13 protein-coding genes and 1 tRNA gene are annotated in these 17148 nt (G+C 53.9%); 8 read left to right on the top strand and 6 right to left on the bottom strand.

Features of this window, described 5'->3' with window-relative positions; all coding sequences use genetic code 11:
* Positions 1–69 precede the first annotated feature (69 nt).
* Positions 70–1962: an AsmA family protein gene (locus V9K95_RS08755; RefSeq protein WP_307282886.1), complete on the bottom strand. Its 1893-nt coding sequence runs from the start codon at positions 1960–1962 to the stop codon at positions 70–72.
* Positions 1963–2263: 301 nt separating this feature from the next.
* On the opposite strand from V9K95_RS08755, the gene V9K95_RS08750 reads away from it, so the two are divergent.
* On the top strand, positions 2264–2620 hold the full coding sequence (locus tag V9K95_RS08750; RefSeq protein WP_336440579.1) for a hypothetical protein: 357 nt from the start codon (positions 2264–2266) through the stop codon (positions 2618–2620).
* Between the two features lie 58 nt (positions 2621–2678).
* Here the strand turns inward: V9K95_RS08750 and V9K95_RS08745 are convergent, their stop codons facing one another.
* The gene (locus V9K95_RS08745) at positions 2679–5753 is read right to left on the bottom strand and encodes a histidine kinase dimerization/phospho-acceptor domain-containing protein (protein WP_336440578.1); all 3075 of its coding nucleotides are present in this window, start codon (positions 5751–5753) and stop codon (positions 2679–2681) included.
* Between the two features lie 294 nt (positions 5754–6047).
* On the opposite strand from V9K95_RS08745, the gene V9K95_RS08740 reads away from it, so the two are divergent.
* Positions 6048–6503, top strand: a complete 456-nt coding sequence (locus V9K95_RS08740; RefSeq protein ID WP_115055277.1) for a phasin — start codon at positions 6048–6050, stop codon at positions 6501–6503.
* A 281-nt stretch (positions 6504–6784) separates the two neighbouring features.
* A tRNA-His gene (locus tag V9K95_RS08735) sits at positions 6785–6861 on the top strand.
* Between the two features lie 191 nt (positions 6862–7052).
* On the opposite strand, the gene V9K95_RS08730 is transcribed toward V9K95_RS08735, so the two are convergent.
* Complete coding sequence (locus V9K95_RS08730) at positions 7053–7778, bottom strand: hypothetical protein (RefSeq protein ID WP_336440577.1); 726 nt, start codon at positions 7776–7778, stop codon at positions 7053–7055.
* A 195-nt stretch (positions 7779–7973) separates the two neighbouring features.
* Positions 7974–9053, bottom strand: a complete 1080-nt coding sequence (locus tag V9K95_RS08725) for an AbrB family transcriptional regulator (RefSeq protein ID WP_336440576.1) — start codon at positions 9051–9053, stop codon at positions 7974–7976.
* A 502-nt stretch (positions 9054–9555) separates the two neighbouring features.
* Between V9K95_RS08725 and V9K95_RS08720 the strand changes: the two genes are divergently transcribed.
* The 3 genes from V9K95_RS08720 (at position 9556) to V9K95_RS08710 (ending at position 13136) form a co-directional block, all read left to right on the top strand.
* Positions 9556–10233, top strand: a complete 678-nt coding sequence (locus V9K95_RS08720) for a response regulator transcription factor (RefSeq protein WP_115055249.1) — start codon at positions 9556–9558, stop codon at positions 10231–10233.
* Positions 10223–11629 (top strand): sensor histidine kinase, encoded by a 1407-nt coding sequence (locus V9K95_RS08715; protein WP_336440575.1) that lies wholly within the window; start codon positions 10223–10225, stop codon positions 11627–11629. Before V9K95_RS08720 ends, V9K95_RS08715 begins: the two co-directional genes overlap by 11 nt.
* Positions 11630–12041: 412 nt before the next feature.
* Positions 12042–13136, top strand: coding sequence for an extracellular solute-binding protein (locus tag V9K95_RS08710; RefSeq protein WP_115055247.1), 1095 nt, complete (start codon positions 12042–12044; stop codon positions 13134–13136).
* Between the two features lie 182 nt (positions 13137–13318).
* On the opposite strand, the gene xseA is transcribed toward V9K95_RS08710, so the two are convergent.
* The gene (gene xseA, locus V9K95_RS08705; RefSeq protein WP_336440574.1) at positions 13319–14902 is read right to left on the bottom strand and encodes an exodeoxyribonuclease VII large subunit; all 1584 of its coding nucleotides are present in this window, start codon (positions 14900–14902) and stop codon (positions 13319–13321) included.
* A gap of 117 nt (positions 14903–15019) precedes the next feature.
* Here xseA and V9K95_RS08700 point away from each other — a divergent pair, with 117 nt between their 5' ends.
* A complete protein-coding gene (locus tag V9K95_RS08700) occupies positions 15020–15610 on the top strand; it encodes a DUF2585 domain-containing protein (protein ID WP_115055245.1) in 591 nt (196 codons plus the stop codon).
* Here V9K95_RS08700 and V9K95_RS08695 read toward each other — a convergent pair whose 3' ends face one another.
* Positions 15611–16567 carry a LysR substrate-binding domain-containing protein gene (locus V9K95_RS08695; RefSeq protein ID WP_115055244.1) on the bottom strand — a complete coding sequence of 319 codons (957 nt, stop codon included), beginning with the start codon at positions 16565–16567 and terminating at the stop codon, positions 15611–15613. It lies immediately after the preceding gene.
* A gap of 201 nt (positions 16568–16768) precedes the next feature.
* On the opposite strand from V9K95_RS08695, the gene V9K95_RS08690 reads away from it, so the two are divergent.
* Positions 16769–17050 (top strand): DUF1127 domain-containing protein, encoded by a 282-nt coding sequence (locus V9K95_RS08690; protein WP_307282911.1) that lies wholly within the window; start codon positions 16769–16771, stop codon positions 17048–17050.
* The last annotated feature ends 98 nt before the right edge of the window (positions 17051–17148 follow it).

The raw sequence follows: 17148 nt of genomic DNA, 5'->3' as shown, positions 1-17148 counted from the left end.
TTGTTTGCAGCGTAAGTAAACAGCAAAAAAGCGCGAACCTTTCTCGCTCCACCAGAGGGGATAGGCGAATTATTGTGAAATGATTGGCGAGATGAATGGATTGTCCCACGAGCCGCCGATGAAGAACCGCGTATGATTGAACATAGGTTCCGGCTTTGGCGCATCAGCCGGCGCGCCTTCCGCAGGCGCGGGCGTAGCGATCGGTGCTGCGAAGTCACCGGTGAGTGCCAGGCTCTTGCTCACAAGCGTTACAATGCCTGCAAAGGTAAAGGTGCCAAGCTTGTTCTGGATTTGCGCCGTTTCGAGCGCCGCGACACCGTCCATGATATTTGCCTTAAGCTCCAGCCTGTCGAGACTAAGCCATGCATCGGTCTTTTCGTTCAGGCTGAAAAATCGATCTGTCTTTGCTTTGCTAAGCAAGCGATTGAGATCGAGACTACGGATTTGACCATTGCCGAAGCGCATGGATAGCGTGCCCTTGGCGCTGCTCAAGGCTGTGGACCAGCGTGTTATCGGCCCCTTCAGCACCAGTGACACGGTGCCCTTGCCAAGCTCAAAGCGATTTCCAAGTCCGAGCAGCGAGGCAATGGAAGCGCTGTTTACATCGGTTCCATTCAAGCGCAACTCCCCGGTTGTCCCGGCTTCAGGTTCGTCGGCAAGTTGGAAGCTTCCGGCAACCGAGCCGTCAAAAGCAGTGGCATCGCCAATGTCAAATATGGCGCGGCCATTCCGCACTTGTGCAGTCGCCGCCACCTTTGTCAGGCTGACATTGCCCGCCGTTGCCTTTTGCGCCGAAACCCGCAGATCAAGATTGAGCTGTTTAAGAAAGGCCGTGTTTATCTCAGCGTCGGAATTGGCTGAGCCATCCGGCAGCGGCATGATGCCGGAGAAAACCGAGCGAAGGTCCAACGTCTCGAATGCCAGCGTTCCATTGATACCAAGCGGAGTGCCCGTTGCCGCGTTATTCAGCGTGATTTCGATCACACCCTTTGCCGGATTGTCGTTCAGCGTGGCCGTCAGATTATCCAGTTTCACACGGGAAGAGGAGCCGGTAACGGAAGCATCAAGCGTAAAGCTGCCAATTGGCGCCGTCGGGATTTCCGCCATTCGGGACCATTCGAGCGTGCGTCGCAGCGATGGTGAGGTGAGGGATAGTGTCCCTTCAAAAAAACGGTCCTTGGCAATATTGGCGGAGCCATTGAAAGAAAGGGTCAATGGCGTCGAACTCAGATTGATCTGCATCGGGCTTGACCCGCCCGCCAGAAGCAGCAGCGCCTTGCTGGCAGAGCTGTCGATTTCAGTCTCTTCGCCATGCCAGATTGCTTTGCCCTGAAAGCTGGCAATGCCAGATGTCTGCGGCCAGTCAAAAACACCGCTTATGCTTGAAATCTGTTCTTCAGCGCCGTTGATAGGCCTTTTGAACGTGACCATTGCATCTTCCAGCCGTACACGCCCGAATGGCTGCGACGACACTGTGCTCATATCCGGCTTGGCAGGGTTCGCCACGATAGCGGCCTTTGCCTCGCGCACGACATCGCCGATGCGCCCATCGCTCCTGGCAAGCGCTTCACCAATATCTGCAAGGCTTTTAATTGGCTCATCGAGGACAAACCGTGGCCTGATGATTTTGGTCTCGGTGAATTCGGTTTTTCCCATCAACGCCGAGAGCAGGGAAAGATCAACCTCGATCCGCTCTGCCTGCATGAAGGGTTGGCCTTCCGTAGCCCATGGGTTGCGGATGGTCACATTGCCCATTGACGCGGTGAATGTTGGAAAGAAGGAAATGTGAGGCTCTTGACTTGCTTCGACGCTGTAGCCAGTCCAGTTGCTGATTTCTTGAGCCAAACGCTCGCGAATGAGATCCGTGCTGACAAGGCTGGGCAAAGCAACGAGTATCCCACCGGCGATAAATGCCAATAGCAGGATTGTCGCCAAAAGGTTTCTCGGTCTCAGCCAGAACATGAGTATTCCGATTTACAGCCAGTGAGCCAAAGCTCATGGTGCTATTGCACTATCTATCAACGGTTTAGCCATCATGGGCAGCAATTCAAGTCGATAAAACGGCTTTGGCGCAATTTTATTGCCTAAGCTCCTGTTTAATCCCGTGCGCGCGCATTTTCAAATTGACAGGCGCGCGTCTGGTCGGAGAACGTAAGGACGGTAAGACCGTGATCTATTTAATTGCCGACGATCACGTCCTGAAGCTTATCGAGAATGCGATCGAGCAACATTAACCACCAAGTTTTTTTGAAAGGAATGAATTATGAGCAACTGCACTTTTCCGCATCACCACGATCATGATCACAAGCATGAGCCTAATTGCGGCCACACCGCCATTCGTCACGGCGATCATGTGGACTACCTTCACGATGGCCATTTGCATCACCCTCATGGCGACCATATTGATGAGCACGTGCTTGAGGTAAGCGCCAAAAATCCTGATCGCTGCACACCGGAACATCATTGCTCGGGCCACGATGCTGACCATGTGCATGGTCCTGGCTGCGGCCACGAGGCTGTACCCCACGGGGATCATATTGATTATCTCGTGGATGGGCATTTGCATCATCCACATGGCGATCATTGCGATGATCATGGCCCCGTTGAAATCGTCGCTTGATCAATAAGGACCATACCCCTGCATATCAGCAGGGGTATCTTTATTCGAAGATGGAAGATTACTCGGCCAGCACCCGCGTTGAAGGGAACGTAATTTCGACCATCGTTCCGCGGCCCGGGCTGGAATTAATATTGAAACTCGCCCGGTTTGCTTCCGCCATCGCTTTGGTGAGCGGCAGACCGAGACCTGTTCCGTCGCTGCGAACATTCCCCGGTGTTGTAATCTGCTTGTAGGGGCGCAGAGCCTGCTCGACCTCCTGCCGGGTCATGCCGATGCCTGTATCGCGTACCCGCAGCAAAACATCGCCGCTGGCTTCATAGCTTGTCGAAACGATGACCTGCCCGCCAGGGCCGGTAAAACGCACGGCATTTGACAATAAATTCAGCGCGATCTGCGTGATGGAGCGGTTGTCCGCCACGATGTCCGGCAAGCGCGAGGTCAGGCTTGACCGGATAATGACGCGCTCGCGATTGGCTTGTGGCTGCATGATCGCGACAGCTTCCGTCAGGGCGTCGTTCAAGGAGACTGCCTCGAAATTCATCTCGACAGCGCCAGCCTCGATCTTGGAAATATCCAGAAGATCATTGACCAGCGAAAGCACGTGATTACCCGAGCGGCTGATATCGTGCAGATAGTCGCGGTAACGCTCGCTGCCGATGGGACCGAATTTTTCATCCGCCATCAATTCGGAAAAACCGATTATGGCGTTCAGCGGCGTGCGGATCTCATGGCTGATGCGAGCCAGAAATTCGCTTTTCTGAGTGGACGTGCGTTCAGCCTCGCGCTTGGCGCTTAGCAGTTCCTCTTCCGCGCGTTTCCAGTGGGTTATGTCGCGCAGCACGACACAATATCCTTTGGAAGCGTCCAGCTTGCCGATTGTCATGAACAGCGGAATAAAACGCCCCTGACTTTCGCGGCCAATCACTTCGCGCCCATCATTCAGCAGGCTGGCAACACCATTATTGGAAAGGCTGTTGAGATAATCCATCGCCGCTCTTTGGCTTTCGATAGCGAACAGGAGCGAGAATGCTTTGCCGTTGACCTCTTCCGGTTCATAGCCAAACAGCGCGGAAGCAGAGTGATTGATCGAGCGGATGGAACCTGCGGAGTCAAGCAGGATCACACCATCGGTAGCCGTATCGAGAATGGCGTTGAGCTCATCGATCCGCGTCTGCAGCAGCAGTCGTTCGCTTTCGTCGAAATGATTGGCCTTTGTTTGGGGCGACAAAGCCAGAAGCAGGGCGCGTGACCCATCGCCGTTTTCATCATTCCAGCGCACTGCCTGTAAATGTGCTTCAACACGGAGCGTCGAAGCGTCATTGCGGCGCAAATTCATGCCGCCTTCATCCTCGTCTTCGCCTTTAGGGCCGTCGGCGAAAAGGGTGCTTAATCCGCCAGCGACATTGATTTCTTCTGCACTCTCATAAGCCGTCGCATCAAGCATGGCTTTGTTGGCATAAAGAATCTGGCCTTCACGATGGATCAAAACAGCAAGCGGCAAGGCTGCCAGAATCGATGTGTCGACGCCCTGGCGCACCTGCTCGCGAATGTCGCTGGCAAAACTCTTCGACGGCGCGTCAGCGGCAAATCCGGGCCCAACAATCTCGGCTTCAGGCACCTTGGCTTTCGCGGCTACAGGCTTCGCTTTTTCTTCCCGATCAGTAACGGCTTCTTCTGCGTTAACAGAAGCGGGCTCTGCAAGAACCTCCCGGCGCAGCCTCTCGGCGATCTCGCGAAATGCATTGCGTTCTGCATCATTCAAGCGGCCATCATTCTGCAAGGGCCGCTGGGTTTTCAGCGCTACAACATTGCTGGGCTCTGATGATGCGGTGGCAAGAGCCGGCGGTTCACCCCCAAATGAATCGGTCTCGCTGGCAGCTATAGGATCGACCGAAGTTTCCAGCCCGCTCGAGTCCAATGGCGTGTCGATGACGGTCAAGTCCTCAACGACCTCTGCCATTTTGGCTACACCAAAGCCGCGAAAACCCAAAAAGACCCGCTCACGCGAATAGATGGGCAATGCTGCAAGTTCAATTGGCACACGCAGATTGGTGCCCTCGATTGGCCAAAGCACGGCCCGCCCTGACCATGTATCGCGCCGTTCAAGAAGCCCGGCTATTTCACCATCCGCATCAAAACCATATTGGGCGGACACGTTGCGAAAAGATTTGCCGATAATATCGGCTGAAACCGGCCCGACTGCTGCCGCGAATTCCGGCGAAATCTCGCTGAAATTGGCCTGCGCATCCACTTTCCAGACAAAACGGGCGGATGTGTCACTGGGCCTATATTGAAACGTCTCGGAAACTGGTTCACTCTCGCTTGGTCTTACTGCCGCCTGTTTATCTTCGGCAGTTGTGACGGGCGCAATCGGTTCGAATGACAGACTTGCCTGCGGCACGTCCTTCACTTCGGCATCTGGAACAGGTGCAGCGGGAATTACATTCTCGGCAGGCGCCACCAGCCCGACATTCTCAGGTTCGATAGCCAGCAATAAATGCAGGGCAGGGCTATCAGTCAGCCGGGCTATGCCTGTCGGCACAATACCCTTTATCGTCGTGACAGCGCGCTTCACCAGCCGATTACGCTCGTGGCGGACTTCGCGCACCAGGTCGCCAAGGCTCTTGTCATTAAAGCCAAGCGCTGAAAATTGTTGCGATGCTGCGATGACAACGCCTGATCCATCGACCATGGCGGCATGGGTTGTTTCGTCACCAAAGCCTTTTATCGCCAGAGCTGCGATCTGCTCCTCGGAACTCACGCGGTCATTATTGGCGATTGAAAGCACGATGGCCTGTTCGCCTCGCGGCAGGATAATATCGCTGGCCTGAAAGGTTAGAATGCGGCTGGTCAGCCCGAATGCAATGCGAAGCGAGACACTGCGCCCATGCCCGATGGAAGGAAAGCCGTCCAGCGCCTTCAACTGCCGCTGTGCCTGAACGCCCAGCACCGTGCCAGCAGTCAATATATCATCGACTGTCGCATAGCCAAGCATGGAGGCGCCCTGGCCATTGGCCCAGATGACATTTGCAAGATCGGGTGAAATGACCACAAGCGCATCGCCATTGGCAAAGTGCTCGCGAATTTCATCGAGAACGGCAATGTCGATGAACGGGTATGTTCCAGACGCCATTATTGTTTAGCAGCTCCGTAGCGGACCACCGCATCCATGCGACGTCCTTAATACTTTATTAATAATAGCCACAACGGCGCGCGTCCACTGGCTGCCTCTTGTCTGCCAGCTCTTTCTCTTGGTTTAGTTAACTTCGATCAGCGCCTTTTAATGGTCCCCAGAATAATTTCCTTGGAAAATCAACGGGAAATGGTGCGCTGCAAGAAAAATGTTGCAATGCACAATAAATGTATTATATTCGGCCTATCAAATCACTTGCAGAGACAAACATCTGCACCAAGGAAGGGCTTTATTATGAGCAAGACTGCTAAACAGACTGCCGACGCATTTGCAATGCCTGCCTTCGATGCTACCGCTGTAACCGATCAGGTTCGTGAGTTCACTGAAAAGGGTGTTGCCCAGTCCAAGGAAGCCTATGCCAAGATCAAGGATCAGGCTGAAGCTGCACAGAAGACTCTTGAAACAACTTTCGAAACTGCCCAGTCCAATGGCACTGCTCTTTCGTTGAAGGCGCTTGCTGCCCTGCGCACCAACACAGAAGCTGGCTTTGCACATATCGAAGCTCTGTTCGGCGTAAAGTCGTTCGGCGAAGTTATCGAACTGCAGACTGCATTTGTTCGCAAGCAGGCTGAAGCAATCTCCGGCCAGGCCAAAGAGCTTCAGGCTGTTGCTTCCAAGGCAGTTGAAGAAATCTCCGCACCGGTCAAGTCGGCTGTAGAGAAGGCGATCAAGGACGTAAAGGTAGCCTGATCAGGCACCTGCGGATCGCAATTTTGCCTGCAAAGGCGTTAGGCGATCCAGATATTCTCCAGCGGCATTCCTCCTCCCAGCCGCCGGAGACGCGAGAACCGGCATCTCCTCCCAGCCATTCTCGCATTTATGGAAAAGGCCGGGTCCTCCCCCCGGCCTTTTTTCTTTTCTGGAGGTAGCTTGGCGTTTTTTTGGGAATGTCCCTGCCTTTTGTTGCATCAAGCGCTTGCAAAAAGCATCAATTCTCCGTATGTGACGCCAAGTCAAAAACTTGACGGTGTGCGGTCGTAGCTCAGTTGGTTAGAGCGCAGGATTGTGGCTCCTGAGGTCGGTGGTTCGAATCCACCCGTCCGTACCATTTTTCCCACATTATCAAAGATCATTCCTGCCGGTCAGCCCCGTGCGCTTTGCCCAGGTCGTGTGGCACATAAAAGTGTTCCGTTGAAATCACTCAAAAGCATTTGATGCCCTTCCAACAAATGGTGGAGTGACCCAACAATACCGTTAAGTATGTTGCAAGTTTCGCCTATCTGTTCATGCCGCCTAAAGTCAGGCCGCCGAAACTCTCAAGTTCAGGATAGGATTATCGTGTTCCGTCCACCTGATCACGGCGTACCAGAATGAATAATACGCATTCATGAGGGCGACGGCATCCTCATTCTTGACCCTTTGTCTAACTGCGATCGTCATACACGAAGCCGTTGCTGCAGCCATGTGCCTCGCTATGTCATAACTTATCGCGATGATGCGCGGCTCGTCTGGGAAGGGACCTACGATTGTCAGGTCATTTGGGGAAATTGAATGATGACGACCCGGGTCGACGTGTGTTCCATGACCTGAATATAGGTTGTAAGCTGCTCGCCTGTAATCGACCGTCGAACTGTCTCGTTCTTCAAGCATTTGACGCACTTTGATAGGCTTGAATTGAGATTTTCTCTCTTTTTCCGAGGATTCTATCCAACGGATAAATTGTGTATTGTCTCGTTGAAACAAATCCAGCAGCAACGCCACTTCAAGAATATCCCGCAAACCCGCGATCGCCGGTTGGTAATACCCAGCTAGTGCAGAATCCCCCGCTGCACCTGCGGAGTTGATCAGGCGCACCGCCAAGCGGCACAGATTAATCTGCAGATCAGTCGTAAAAGATGCTGTGTATGAGCATGCCTTTAGGGCGTCGACGGCCAGTTGCACCATCATGATGTTCGCTTGCGCAGGATTGCTTGCCGCAATGTGCTTCAAATTCTCCTTCACGACATCAGAAGTATCTAGGAACATGCGTTTACTCTGCCTAGCTTAATCGCCGTGACCATATGCGCTTAATCTGTTGCTAACTCAATGTGGGATGAAAGCAGACAGTACCGTGGGCCACATAGCGCGCCGCATCAATTGTTGGGGTATCGAAACAAGCCAGTAAGTTTGGCATCACGAAGTACGGTAAAGCGATCGGTCCGTACCATTTTTCCCACATTATCAAAGATCATTCCTGCCGGTCAGCCCCGTGCGCTTTGCTATGAAGCGGGCGATGGCCGGGCCCGTTACCAGCACGATGAGAAAACGCGCTGTTTGCATTGCCATGACGAATGGCAGATCCACATCGCTTGAGGCGGCAATAATAGCGATGGAATCGGCACCGCCCGGGCTGGTGGCAAGATAGGCTGTTAGCGGGTCAATATCGGCGAAATAAACCAGCAAGGCTGCAATGCCGCCGCATATGGTGATGAGTGTAAGGATGGATGCAACCACGCGGGGCAGGGCGCGCGCTGCATGAACGAGGATCGGCCGCGTAAAGCGTGAGCCGATGTTCCAGCCGATCAGCGCATAGCTGGCTGCAAGCATCCAGGGCGGCAGTACGATGGTCATCAGGCCGGTATTGTGAAGAATAATGCCGAGAATCATCGGCACCAGCATTGGTCCAGCCGGGATACGCAACCTGACCGCGAGCCAACTTCCTCCTATGATCAGAATCAAGGTCTGGCCAAAGCCTAACCAGTCGAGTGGTGGGAACCAGATGAATTCAGGTGCTGCGGCGGCCGGACCTGTTATCCAGATGCGGGAAACGAGCGAGGCGACCACTGCTACGAAAACAACGCGCAGATATTGCATGAAGGCGACGAGGCGGATATCCGCGCCATAGGCTTCGGCCATCAGGGTCATCGCGGCAGCTGCACCCGGCGACGAACCCCAGACTGCCGTCGTACCTGGCAGTACCTGCCAACGTGCGAGAAACCAGCCGAGCGTGTTGCTGGCAAAAATTACAGATGCAATGACCATCAGGAAAGTCGGCCAGTCATGCACCATTTCTTTCAGCGTCGAGGGTTCAATACTATGGGCAATAAGACAACCGATTACACCTTGAGATAGGATGAAAGGACGTACCGGAACACGAATGGCGCCTTCAGCCGCCGCAATCGCAATCGCCGCTGCCATGGGACCAAGAAGCAGCGCTGCGGGGAGGCGCATGGCCTGAAAAATTACAAAAAAGAGCAGGGATAGGGCAAGCAGACCCAGCCATTGCAACCCTGGCGAGCGGCTGCTCAAATTCATGCGCATTGTCTGTGAGTCCTAGCCTGTTTTGAAATTGCAGAATAATACTCTGAGTGCCGCCGTCCAGCCCTGAAGAGTTTCGCATTAGACGAATTGACACTTTAGCAATGGTCGATGAGATGCTATATTTGTTCTTGGAAAGGGGCGAACTTTCGTCCGCCCCTTTCCTCATTTCGTAAAGTGAACCCGGATCGTGAGTGACCAGCTCGTCCGGGTTCTTTTTACGATGAGGGTAATGCTAAGCGGTTTTGGCCACATAGCTTACCTCCAAGTTTGAGAGCAAGGCTGATGCCGCAGTCAAGGAAGCCCATCTTCCTTGATGCACTGGCTGGCTCAATGCTGCTGCTTCTGCGCTCAAAATCGAATAAGCGTCTGACCCATCGCCTGAATTCACACGCGCTGCAACGAATGCAGGGTTGCAATCATCTATGCTGGCTGGGTTGAGCAGTTGCGCGGGCGGCAATCGATACTGTTTGCGGGCTTTTCTGTTTCGTGCCAATGAAACACCATGCGCATATTGCTGGTAGAAGACACGCACGATGTGGGAGAAGCGATCGTCAAGCGCTTTGAAGCGACTGGCCATGCCGTCGATTGGGAAACCAACGGGCGCAATGCGGCGGAAATAATTGATTTTACCGAATACGCGCTCATCATTCTTGACGTCATGCTGCCGGGCATGGACGGTTTTGAAATTCTCAAATCAATCCGCAAGTCGGGAAATGCCGTTCCCGTGCTGATCCTCACGGCCAGATCGGAAATTGACGACCGCGTGAGCGCACTTGATCTTGGCGCGGACGACTACCTGGTCAAGCCATTCGACTTCCGCGAATTGGAGGCCCGTGCCCGCGTTTTAATGCGTCGCCATGGTGGCGGGGAAGCGACCAACCTTATCAAATGCGGCGATATTGCCGTGGATCGCGCCACGCGTTCTGTCCATGTGGGCAAGCGTGAAATACAGTTGAAGCGGCGCGAGCTGACTTTGCTGGAGGTATTGGTCGCCAGGCCGGGCCGCGTTTTCAGCAAGGATGAATTGCTCGACCAGATTTTCGGATTCGATGAGGCGGCCAATGCCAATGCCATCGAACTCTATATTGGCCGTTTGCGCAAAAAACTTGATGGAGCAAAAGCCCGCATCGTCACTGTTCGCGGCTTGGGTTATCAATTGGTGTCCGGCGATGCTGCCTGAAATGCGCGCAACCCAACCTTCGCTGTTCGCGCGCCTTGCAAGGCGCATTTCGCTTGTTCTTGGTGTTGGAGCAGCTCTGCTGGTCAGCGCCGCCTGGTATTATGCCGACACCGCCGCGGACAAGGCCTATGACCGTCTGCTTGTGGGCGCTGCGCTGCAAATGGCGGAAAGCCTGGCAGTTGAAGATGGAAAGCTCAGTGTTCGCCTTCCGGCCTCGGCTTTCGAGCTCCTCGGTCTTGCCGATCGTGACCGGATTTTCTACCGCGTCATCGATACCAATGGCGAAACGCTTACCGGCTATGACGACCTTGAGAGTCCGCGCGCTCCGGAGGGCAATGATGATGCGATGCGTGTCGAAGAGGGCACTTATAAGGGAGAGGATGTTCGCATTACCCGCGCCACCCGCGTTCTCGCTGATCCAGCCGTTACGGGCCGCGCCTATGTCATCGTCGCACAGACAAATGAAGCGCGATCGGCATTGACCCGCGAACTCACTTTGCGCGCGACTATATTGGTGATCGTCATGAGCCTTCTGGCATTTGTCGGGGCCATGCTTGCCATTCGTTATGCGCTCAAGCCTGTCGAACATTTGGGGACGGAAGTCCGCGGCCGCGATCCCCATGATTTGACACCAGTTTCTGTCGATGTGCCGCGCGAACTTGATCCATTTGTCGGTTCAATCAATCATTTTATGGGTCGTCTTGGTGAGCGGGTCGACCTGCTGCAGCGCTTCATCGCCGATGCCGCTCATCAGATACGCACCCCGCTTACCGCACTTAATGCCCAGATTGATCTGCTTGGTTCAGGGAAAATGAGTAAAGCCGACCGCCAGCATTTTGATCGCGTCAAGGAACGCACGGACGAGTTATCCCGCTTGACCAATCAATTGCTCAGTCATGCCATGGTTGTTCACCGCGCCGATTCTGTGCAACTGGAACCCATCAGTCTCGTTGATGTGGCTCGGCGCGCTTGGCGTGCGGCTGTGCCCATTACTGTTGATCCGGATATTGTCGTTTCCTTCGAGGCGCCGGAGGATCGCCCCTTTGTCCTGGGCGATGCGGTCAGCCTTCGCGAGGCGATTGTCAACGTCATTGATAATGCGCTGCGTCATGGCACTCGTAATCGTCTGGAAGTGCGGGTCAATGCGGACCAAACGCACGCCTTTGTCGAGGTCGAAGATGATGGGCCAGGCATCCCACCGGAAGGGTGGGAAAAGGCGATGCAGCGTTTCTCTACATCGAAATCCCACGAAGGCGGCTCCGGACTCGGCTTCGCGATCGCACAGGAAGTTGCCAAGGCCCATGGCGGAAGCCTGAGTTTCCGTCCACGCAATGAACGCGGTTTCGTTGTGGTTTTAACACTGCCGCTCCACCAGAAAGAGCAAGCCGCAGATTAGTCCTCACCATTGCTGATAAAAAAGACAGGCCCCGAAGGGCCTCCAAGTTGCCGCAGCGGGGACCAGGTTGCGGGGGAGTTGAGATGGGATCATACAGCCACCTTCAAATCTGCCATTGGCTCCAACTTTGTGCGTGGTTCGACGGGGCTCACCATGAGGAAGGTTGAGGACTGCAAAAACCGTATTCAATGCGGAATTAAAGTTCTCGCCAAACTGATGAGCGAGATTGGGATTGTACTATGCGCTAACAGTACGAGTTCCTTGCCAATCTCCACTTTCCTCATGGTGAGCCCTCCTGAGCCTGTCGAAGGGCGAACCACGCATAACGCCCTTGCCATCCTGAGCTTGTCTTGCGCTTTTGAACAGCAACCTCGTATATGCCTATATTGGCAACTTGGCTGGGAGCCGGAAGATGATCAAACGCCTATGTGTTGCGCTAGCCGCAGCATTCATTGCGGCGCCCGCCTTTGCCGCAGATAACACAATCCGCTTTCCTGCCTTGCAGACAGAAACCGGTCGCTTGACCATTTATTCGGCCACAGACCTTGTTGTCATGAAGCCGTTGATTGATGACTTTCAAACCATTTGGCCGGACGTAACTGTCGACGTTATCGATTACCTGACCAATGAACTCAGCGTGCGTGCTGCCGAGGCCTGCCGCAAACAGCAACCGCTCGGCGATCTTCTGCTGTCATCATCCGTGGATCAACTTGTGAAACTGGCCAATGATGGCTGTGCAACGGCCCATACCTCACCCGAAACCGCTCGCGTTGCCGACTGGGCAAATTGGAGGGATGAGGTTTTTGGGTTCACTTACGAACCGGCCGTCTTTGTATATAATAATGTCAAGGTGCCGCCGGGCGACGTGCCGCGCACCCATGTCGAGCTTGCAGATCTGCTGCGCGAGAAACTCGATACCTATCGTGGACGTGTCGGAACCTATGATATCCGCCTGTCCGGCATTGGATATTTGTTGGCATTTAATGATGCCCGTCAGACAACAGCCGTGTTTGGCCGGTTGCTGGAAGGCATGGCGCGCGCCTCTGCCGTGGCTCGTTGCTGCACGGGCGAAATTCTTGAGGAAGTTGCCAAGGGCAATCTCTATATCGGCTATAATATGCTCGGTTCCTATGCCTATGAGGCGGCACGCCGCTATCCGCAATTAAAAGTTGTCGTTCCTCGTGATTACACTTTGGTGTTGAGTCGTGGTGCCCTGATTCCGAAAGGCGCGAAACGTGCCGATCTTGCCGCAAGATTTCTGGATTATCTCCTCTCGCAGCAGGGGCAATCGGTTGCAAAAAACAATGCGTTTTACTTTACCGAAACCGGCAGCCTGCCGCCCGGTGTTGATGGCCCGCAAAACTTGAAGGAGTCGGGTATTGCGCAGCCGATCCGCATTGGACCTGCCTTGCTGGCGGTGCAGGACAGAGCGCAACGTCAGCGTTTCATTGATGATTGGTCGCAATCACTGATTGAACTGAACAGCCCGTCATGGAATCGGGAATAGATAAAACGGTTTTGGAAAATCAATGTTTGCTTTTAGCTAACTGTAAGCCCTGTCTCAGACAGGTTTTGCGCCAAACAACTACATTTCAGACAAAGTTCGAAGCTTTTTGCCGAAGAATGGCTGATTTTTGCTGAAAAATTTCCATCATGGCGAGTAAAATAGTTGTGGCGACGCGAGTAGAGCTAGAAAAGTGATCCCTGCGAACCGCCCGGAACAGGTGTTTTCTTGATGGCTGCAGGCTTCTCGATTTTTGGCTGTGCGGGCTTTGCATCGCCGTCTTTTGCCAATGCCTGAATGTCTCCATCCTGAAACCGGAGCGTCAAATCATCGCCAGCAGCGATACCCGAGGCGCGCTTGATCGGCGTTCCGGAAGGATCGAGAACGATAGCAAAACCACGCTCCAGAATGCTTGTATGAGACAAGCCGTTCAGCAGCCGCCATTGTTCGTCCCTGCGGCGTTTGGCGCGGTCAAGCAGAAGCTTTACAGCTTGGATCTGGCGTCGGTCGAGCTGCTGCAAATGTTGCCTGCCGCGCTCGGCCAGACGTGACGTCTGTTCTATGGAAAGCCTGACTGAGGGGCGCGCGAAATTGGCACGCCTGTCCCGCACAAGAATCTCGACGGCACGCGGCAGGCGAGCGGATAAAGCACTGATTTCACGACGCTTTTCACGAAATTTCTGTTCGAGAAGGCGCGGGGACAATTGGCGTGCAGCCCCATCAAACTCACCGCGTTTTTTCTGCGTATTGGCTTGCAAGGCACGGCCCAGCCTCGCCGCGGTTTCGTCAAAACGACGTCTTGGCAATGCCAGTAACTGGTCTGCCGAGGGCAGGGCTCTCGCCAAGGCTCTTTGAGCCTGCCGCCGCCGGTCGAGATAGCGCGACATGCCTGAGGAAAGCCTTGCGCCAAGCGTTGCAAGATGGGCAACCAGATCGGCTTTTACAGGCACTGCCATCTCTGCGGCCCCAGTGGGTGTCGGGGCGCGAACATCGGCGGCCAGGTCAATCAATGTCCAATCGGTCTCATGACCAACAGCGGAAATGACAGGTATATGCGAGGCAGCGACGGCTCTCACCACCACCTCATCATTGAAGCCCCAAAGGTCTTCAAGGCTTCCTCCTCCGCGCGCCACGATCAGGACGTCCGGCTGCGGGAAAACAGCGCTATTGGCTAAGCTATTGAAACCATTGACAGCATTGGCAACCTCATTGCCGGAAGTCTCACCTTGTACGCGCACCGGCCAGACCAGAACGTGCAGCGGAAAGCGGTCTGTTATGCGGTGAATAATATCGCGAATGACTGCACCTGTAGGTGACGTCACGACGCCGATAATCCGTGGCATATAAGGCAAAAGCTGCTTGGCGGAACTGTCGAAAAGTCCTTCTGCACCAAGCTTGCGTTTCCGCTCTTCAAGAAGCGCCATCAGAGCCCCGGCACCGGCTGGCTCCATTTGTTCGACGACAATCTGATATTTTGAAGAACCAGGGTAAGTGGTCAATTTGCCGGTAGCGATTACTTCCATGCCTTCTTCAGGCTGAAAGCGCATACGGCTCATGGAGCCGCGCCAAACAACAGCTTCAATACGCGCCTTGTCATCCTTCAGTGAAAAATAGGCATGCCCCGAAGAATGCGGTCCCCGATAACCGGAAATCTCACCCCGAACCCGAACATGGCCGAATGTATCCTCGACGGTACGCTTCAACGCCCCCGAAATTTCAGACACGGTATATTCGGCAACATTGGATGTGGTTTCGAGTTTTTCAGTCATATTCCATTCCTATCGGGACGATGGCGGAAATCAACCTTCCATAATCTCCGATTGCATTCTCAGTGGCAGACGAATAACGCCTATGGGAGAATGTATAGGGGAAAGAGGGAACACCATATGCCTGCAGTTGCATATATACAGAAAAAAAGCCCGAATTTGCGTTACTATTTGCTGTTAGGTGCGCTTATGATCGCTGTTGCGGCGGTGATTTTGCTGCTCATGGGCCGCAACCCAATCTGTACTTGCGGGACGGTAAAATTATGGGTGAGTGACACAAATTCTTCGGACAATTCGCAGCATATCGCCGATTGGTATACGCTTTCCCATATCATTCACGGCTTTTTGTTTTACGGGATTCTCTGGCTTGCAGCCCGCAAAAGGCCAGTCGGTCAGCGTCTTCTCGGAGCCATTTTCATAGAGGCAGCCTGGGAAATATTTGAAAATACCGAGATGGTCATAAGCCGCTATCGCGAAGCGACCATTGCGCTTGGCTATGTTGGGGACAGCGTGCTGAACTCCGTCAGCGATATTCTGTTTATGGTGCTCGGCTTTTTCTTTGCCGCGCGTGCGCCAATCTGGCTGACAATCGTTCTGGCAATCATATTTGAGTTGCTGGCTGGGTGGGTTATCCGCGACAACCTCACCCTTAATATTGTCATGTTGCTCTATCCGCTTGATGCAATCAAAGCTTGGCAGGGCGGATTATAATTACCAACCCGGGACAAGTTCGGTCGAGCGGACTTGTCTCATGCGCTGATTGACCGGCACTGGAACTGCCGCTTGTGTCATGCTGACCGGCGTTGGCATGGACAGATTATCAAGACTTTCAACAATGTGCTGCACCAACGCATCAACAATGGCGGAAGGCTTTGTGTGACCGCGCATGATGCCGATTCCAAACTCTGGAAGACGGCCAAATCCATCGGCCTCCGTTAGAACCCGCATACCCGGTCGCAACGCACATTCCGGTAGAATTGACACGGCAAGCCCGGCGAGAACAGCCGCGGCAAGAACTGTGGCAGACCAGCTGGTAAAGAGAATGCGATAGTCGTGATGCATCGAGTCGAGCACATCGACAGCTGCTGCGCGCCATATGCAGGTGGGTCGACCCACTGCCAGCGGCAGAACCACCTCCTCATGCACATTATGATTTGCGGACGTCACCCATAGGAGCTGTTCGCTACGCACGACCTCAGAGCGGCGCTGTTCGTCGCATTGAGTAACCAGCGCAATATCCAACTGGCCCTTGCGGATCATCTCATCAAGATTGACCGTTGGCTCACAGACAACGGATAGTTCGACACGCGGATTCGAGCGCGAGAAACGCGCCATGATTTCGGGCAGAAAACGATCTGCATAGTCGTCTGGAGTGCCGATGCGGATATGACCCTGCAACTGCGTATCATCAAAAGCTGCAATGGTTTCATTGTTTAGCTGCAGCATGCGCCGTGCATATGCAAGAAGCCGCTCGCCATCCTCGGTCAGACGGTTCGTGCGGCCATCGCGTTCGAAAAGCGCCTTCGAAACACGTTCTTCCAAGCGCCTCATCTGCATCGATACAGCCGATTGAGTCTTGTTGACCTTATCGGCTGCCTTGGTGAAGCTTCCCAAGTCGGCTATGGCTGTGAATGTCTGCAACTGGTCGAGATCAAGCGGTGCGCTCATGACAGGTTCCCAAGGCTGTTGACTCATCATTATTATTGAACGTTTACATTAAAAACATTCGTTTGAATAATCAATCCTTCTGTATCATTCTAAAGATGTTCAGGAAACGCTGGTGTCTAACGGACATTGAGCGTGCTGCGCGGAAAATGGTTTTTCGCGTGATTTAACTTCTGATCGCTGCCGTTCAAAGGAGTACGGGCGATGACAACAACAACGAGAATGACTGAAGTAACTGGTTTCACCGGCACGATCGCATCGCTTGCGTCGCTGGCTGTCAGCTTTGTCAACCGAATGATTGTTGCCCGCCGGAACCGTAAAACGATTTTGAGTCTTGGCGAATGGAACGATTCAATGCTGCATGACATTGGTGTCACGCGTGCGGATCTCCATTCCGCCATTGGAACATCGCTGCTGGATGATCCGAGCGAAAGGCTGGGAGCGCTTGCAGACGTGCGCTCACGCGTTCGTAGTGCAACCAGATAGTATGATTTGACTGTTTAGCAGGCGCCCATTCACGCCGGAATCCCCTCCCGGCGCTCCGCCTGCCTCCTGCCCGGCCCATTTTGCATATGCAATTTGGC

Source organism: Phyllobacterium sp. CCNWLW183, assembly GCF_037203775.1.
GTDB lineage: Bacteria > Pseudomonadota > Alphaproteobacteria > Rhizobiales > Rhizobiaceae > Phyllobacterium > Phyllobacterium ifriqiyense.
The sequence above is the reverse complement of the archived record's forward strand: the minus strand, read 5'-3'. Positions and strand labels throughout refer to the sequence as shown.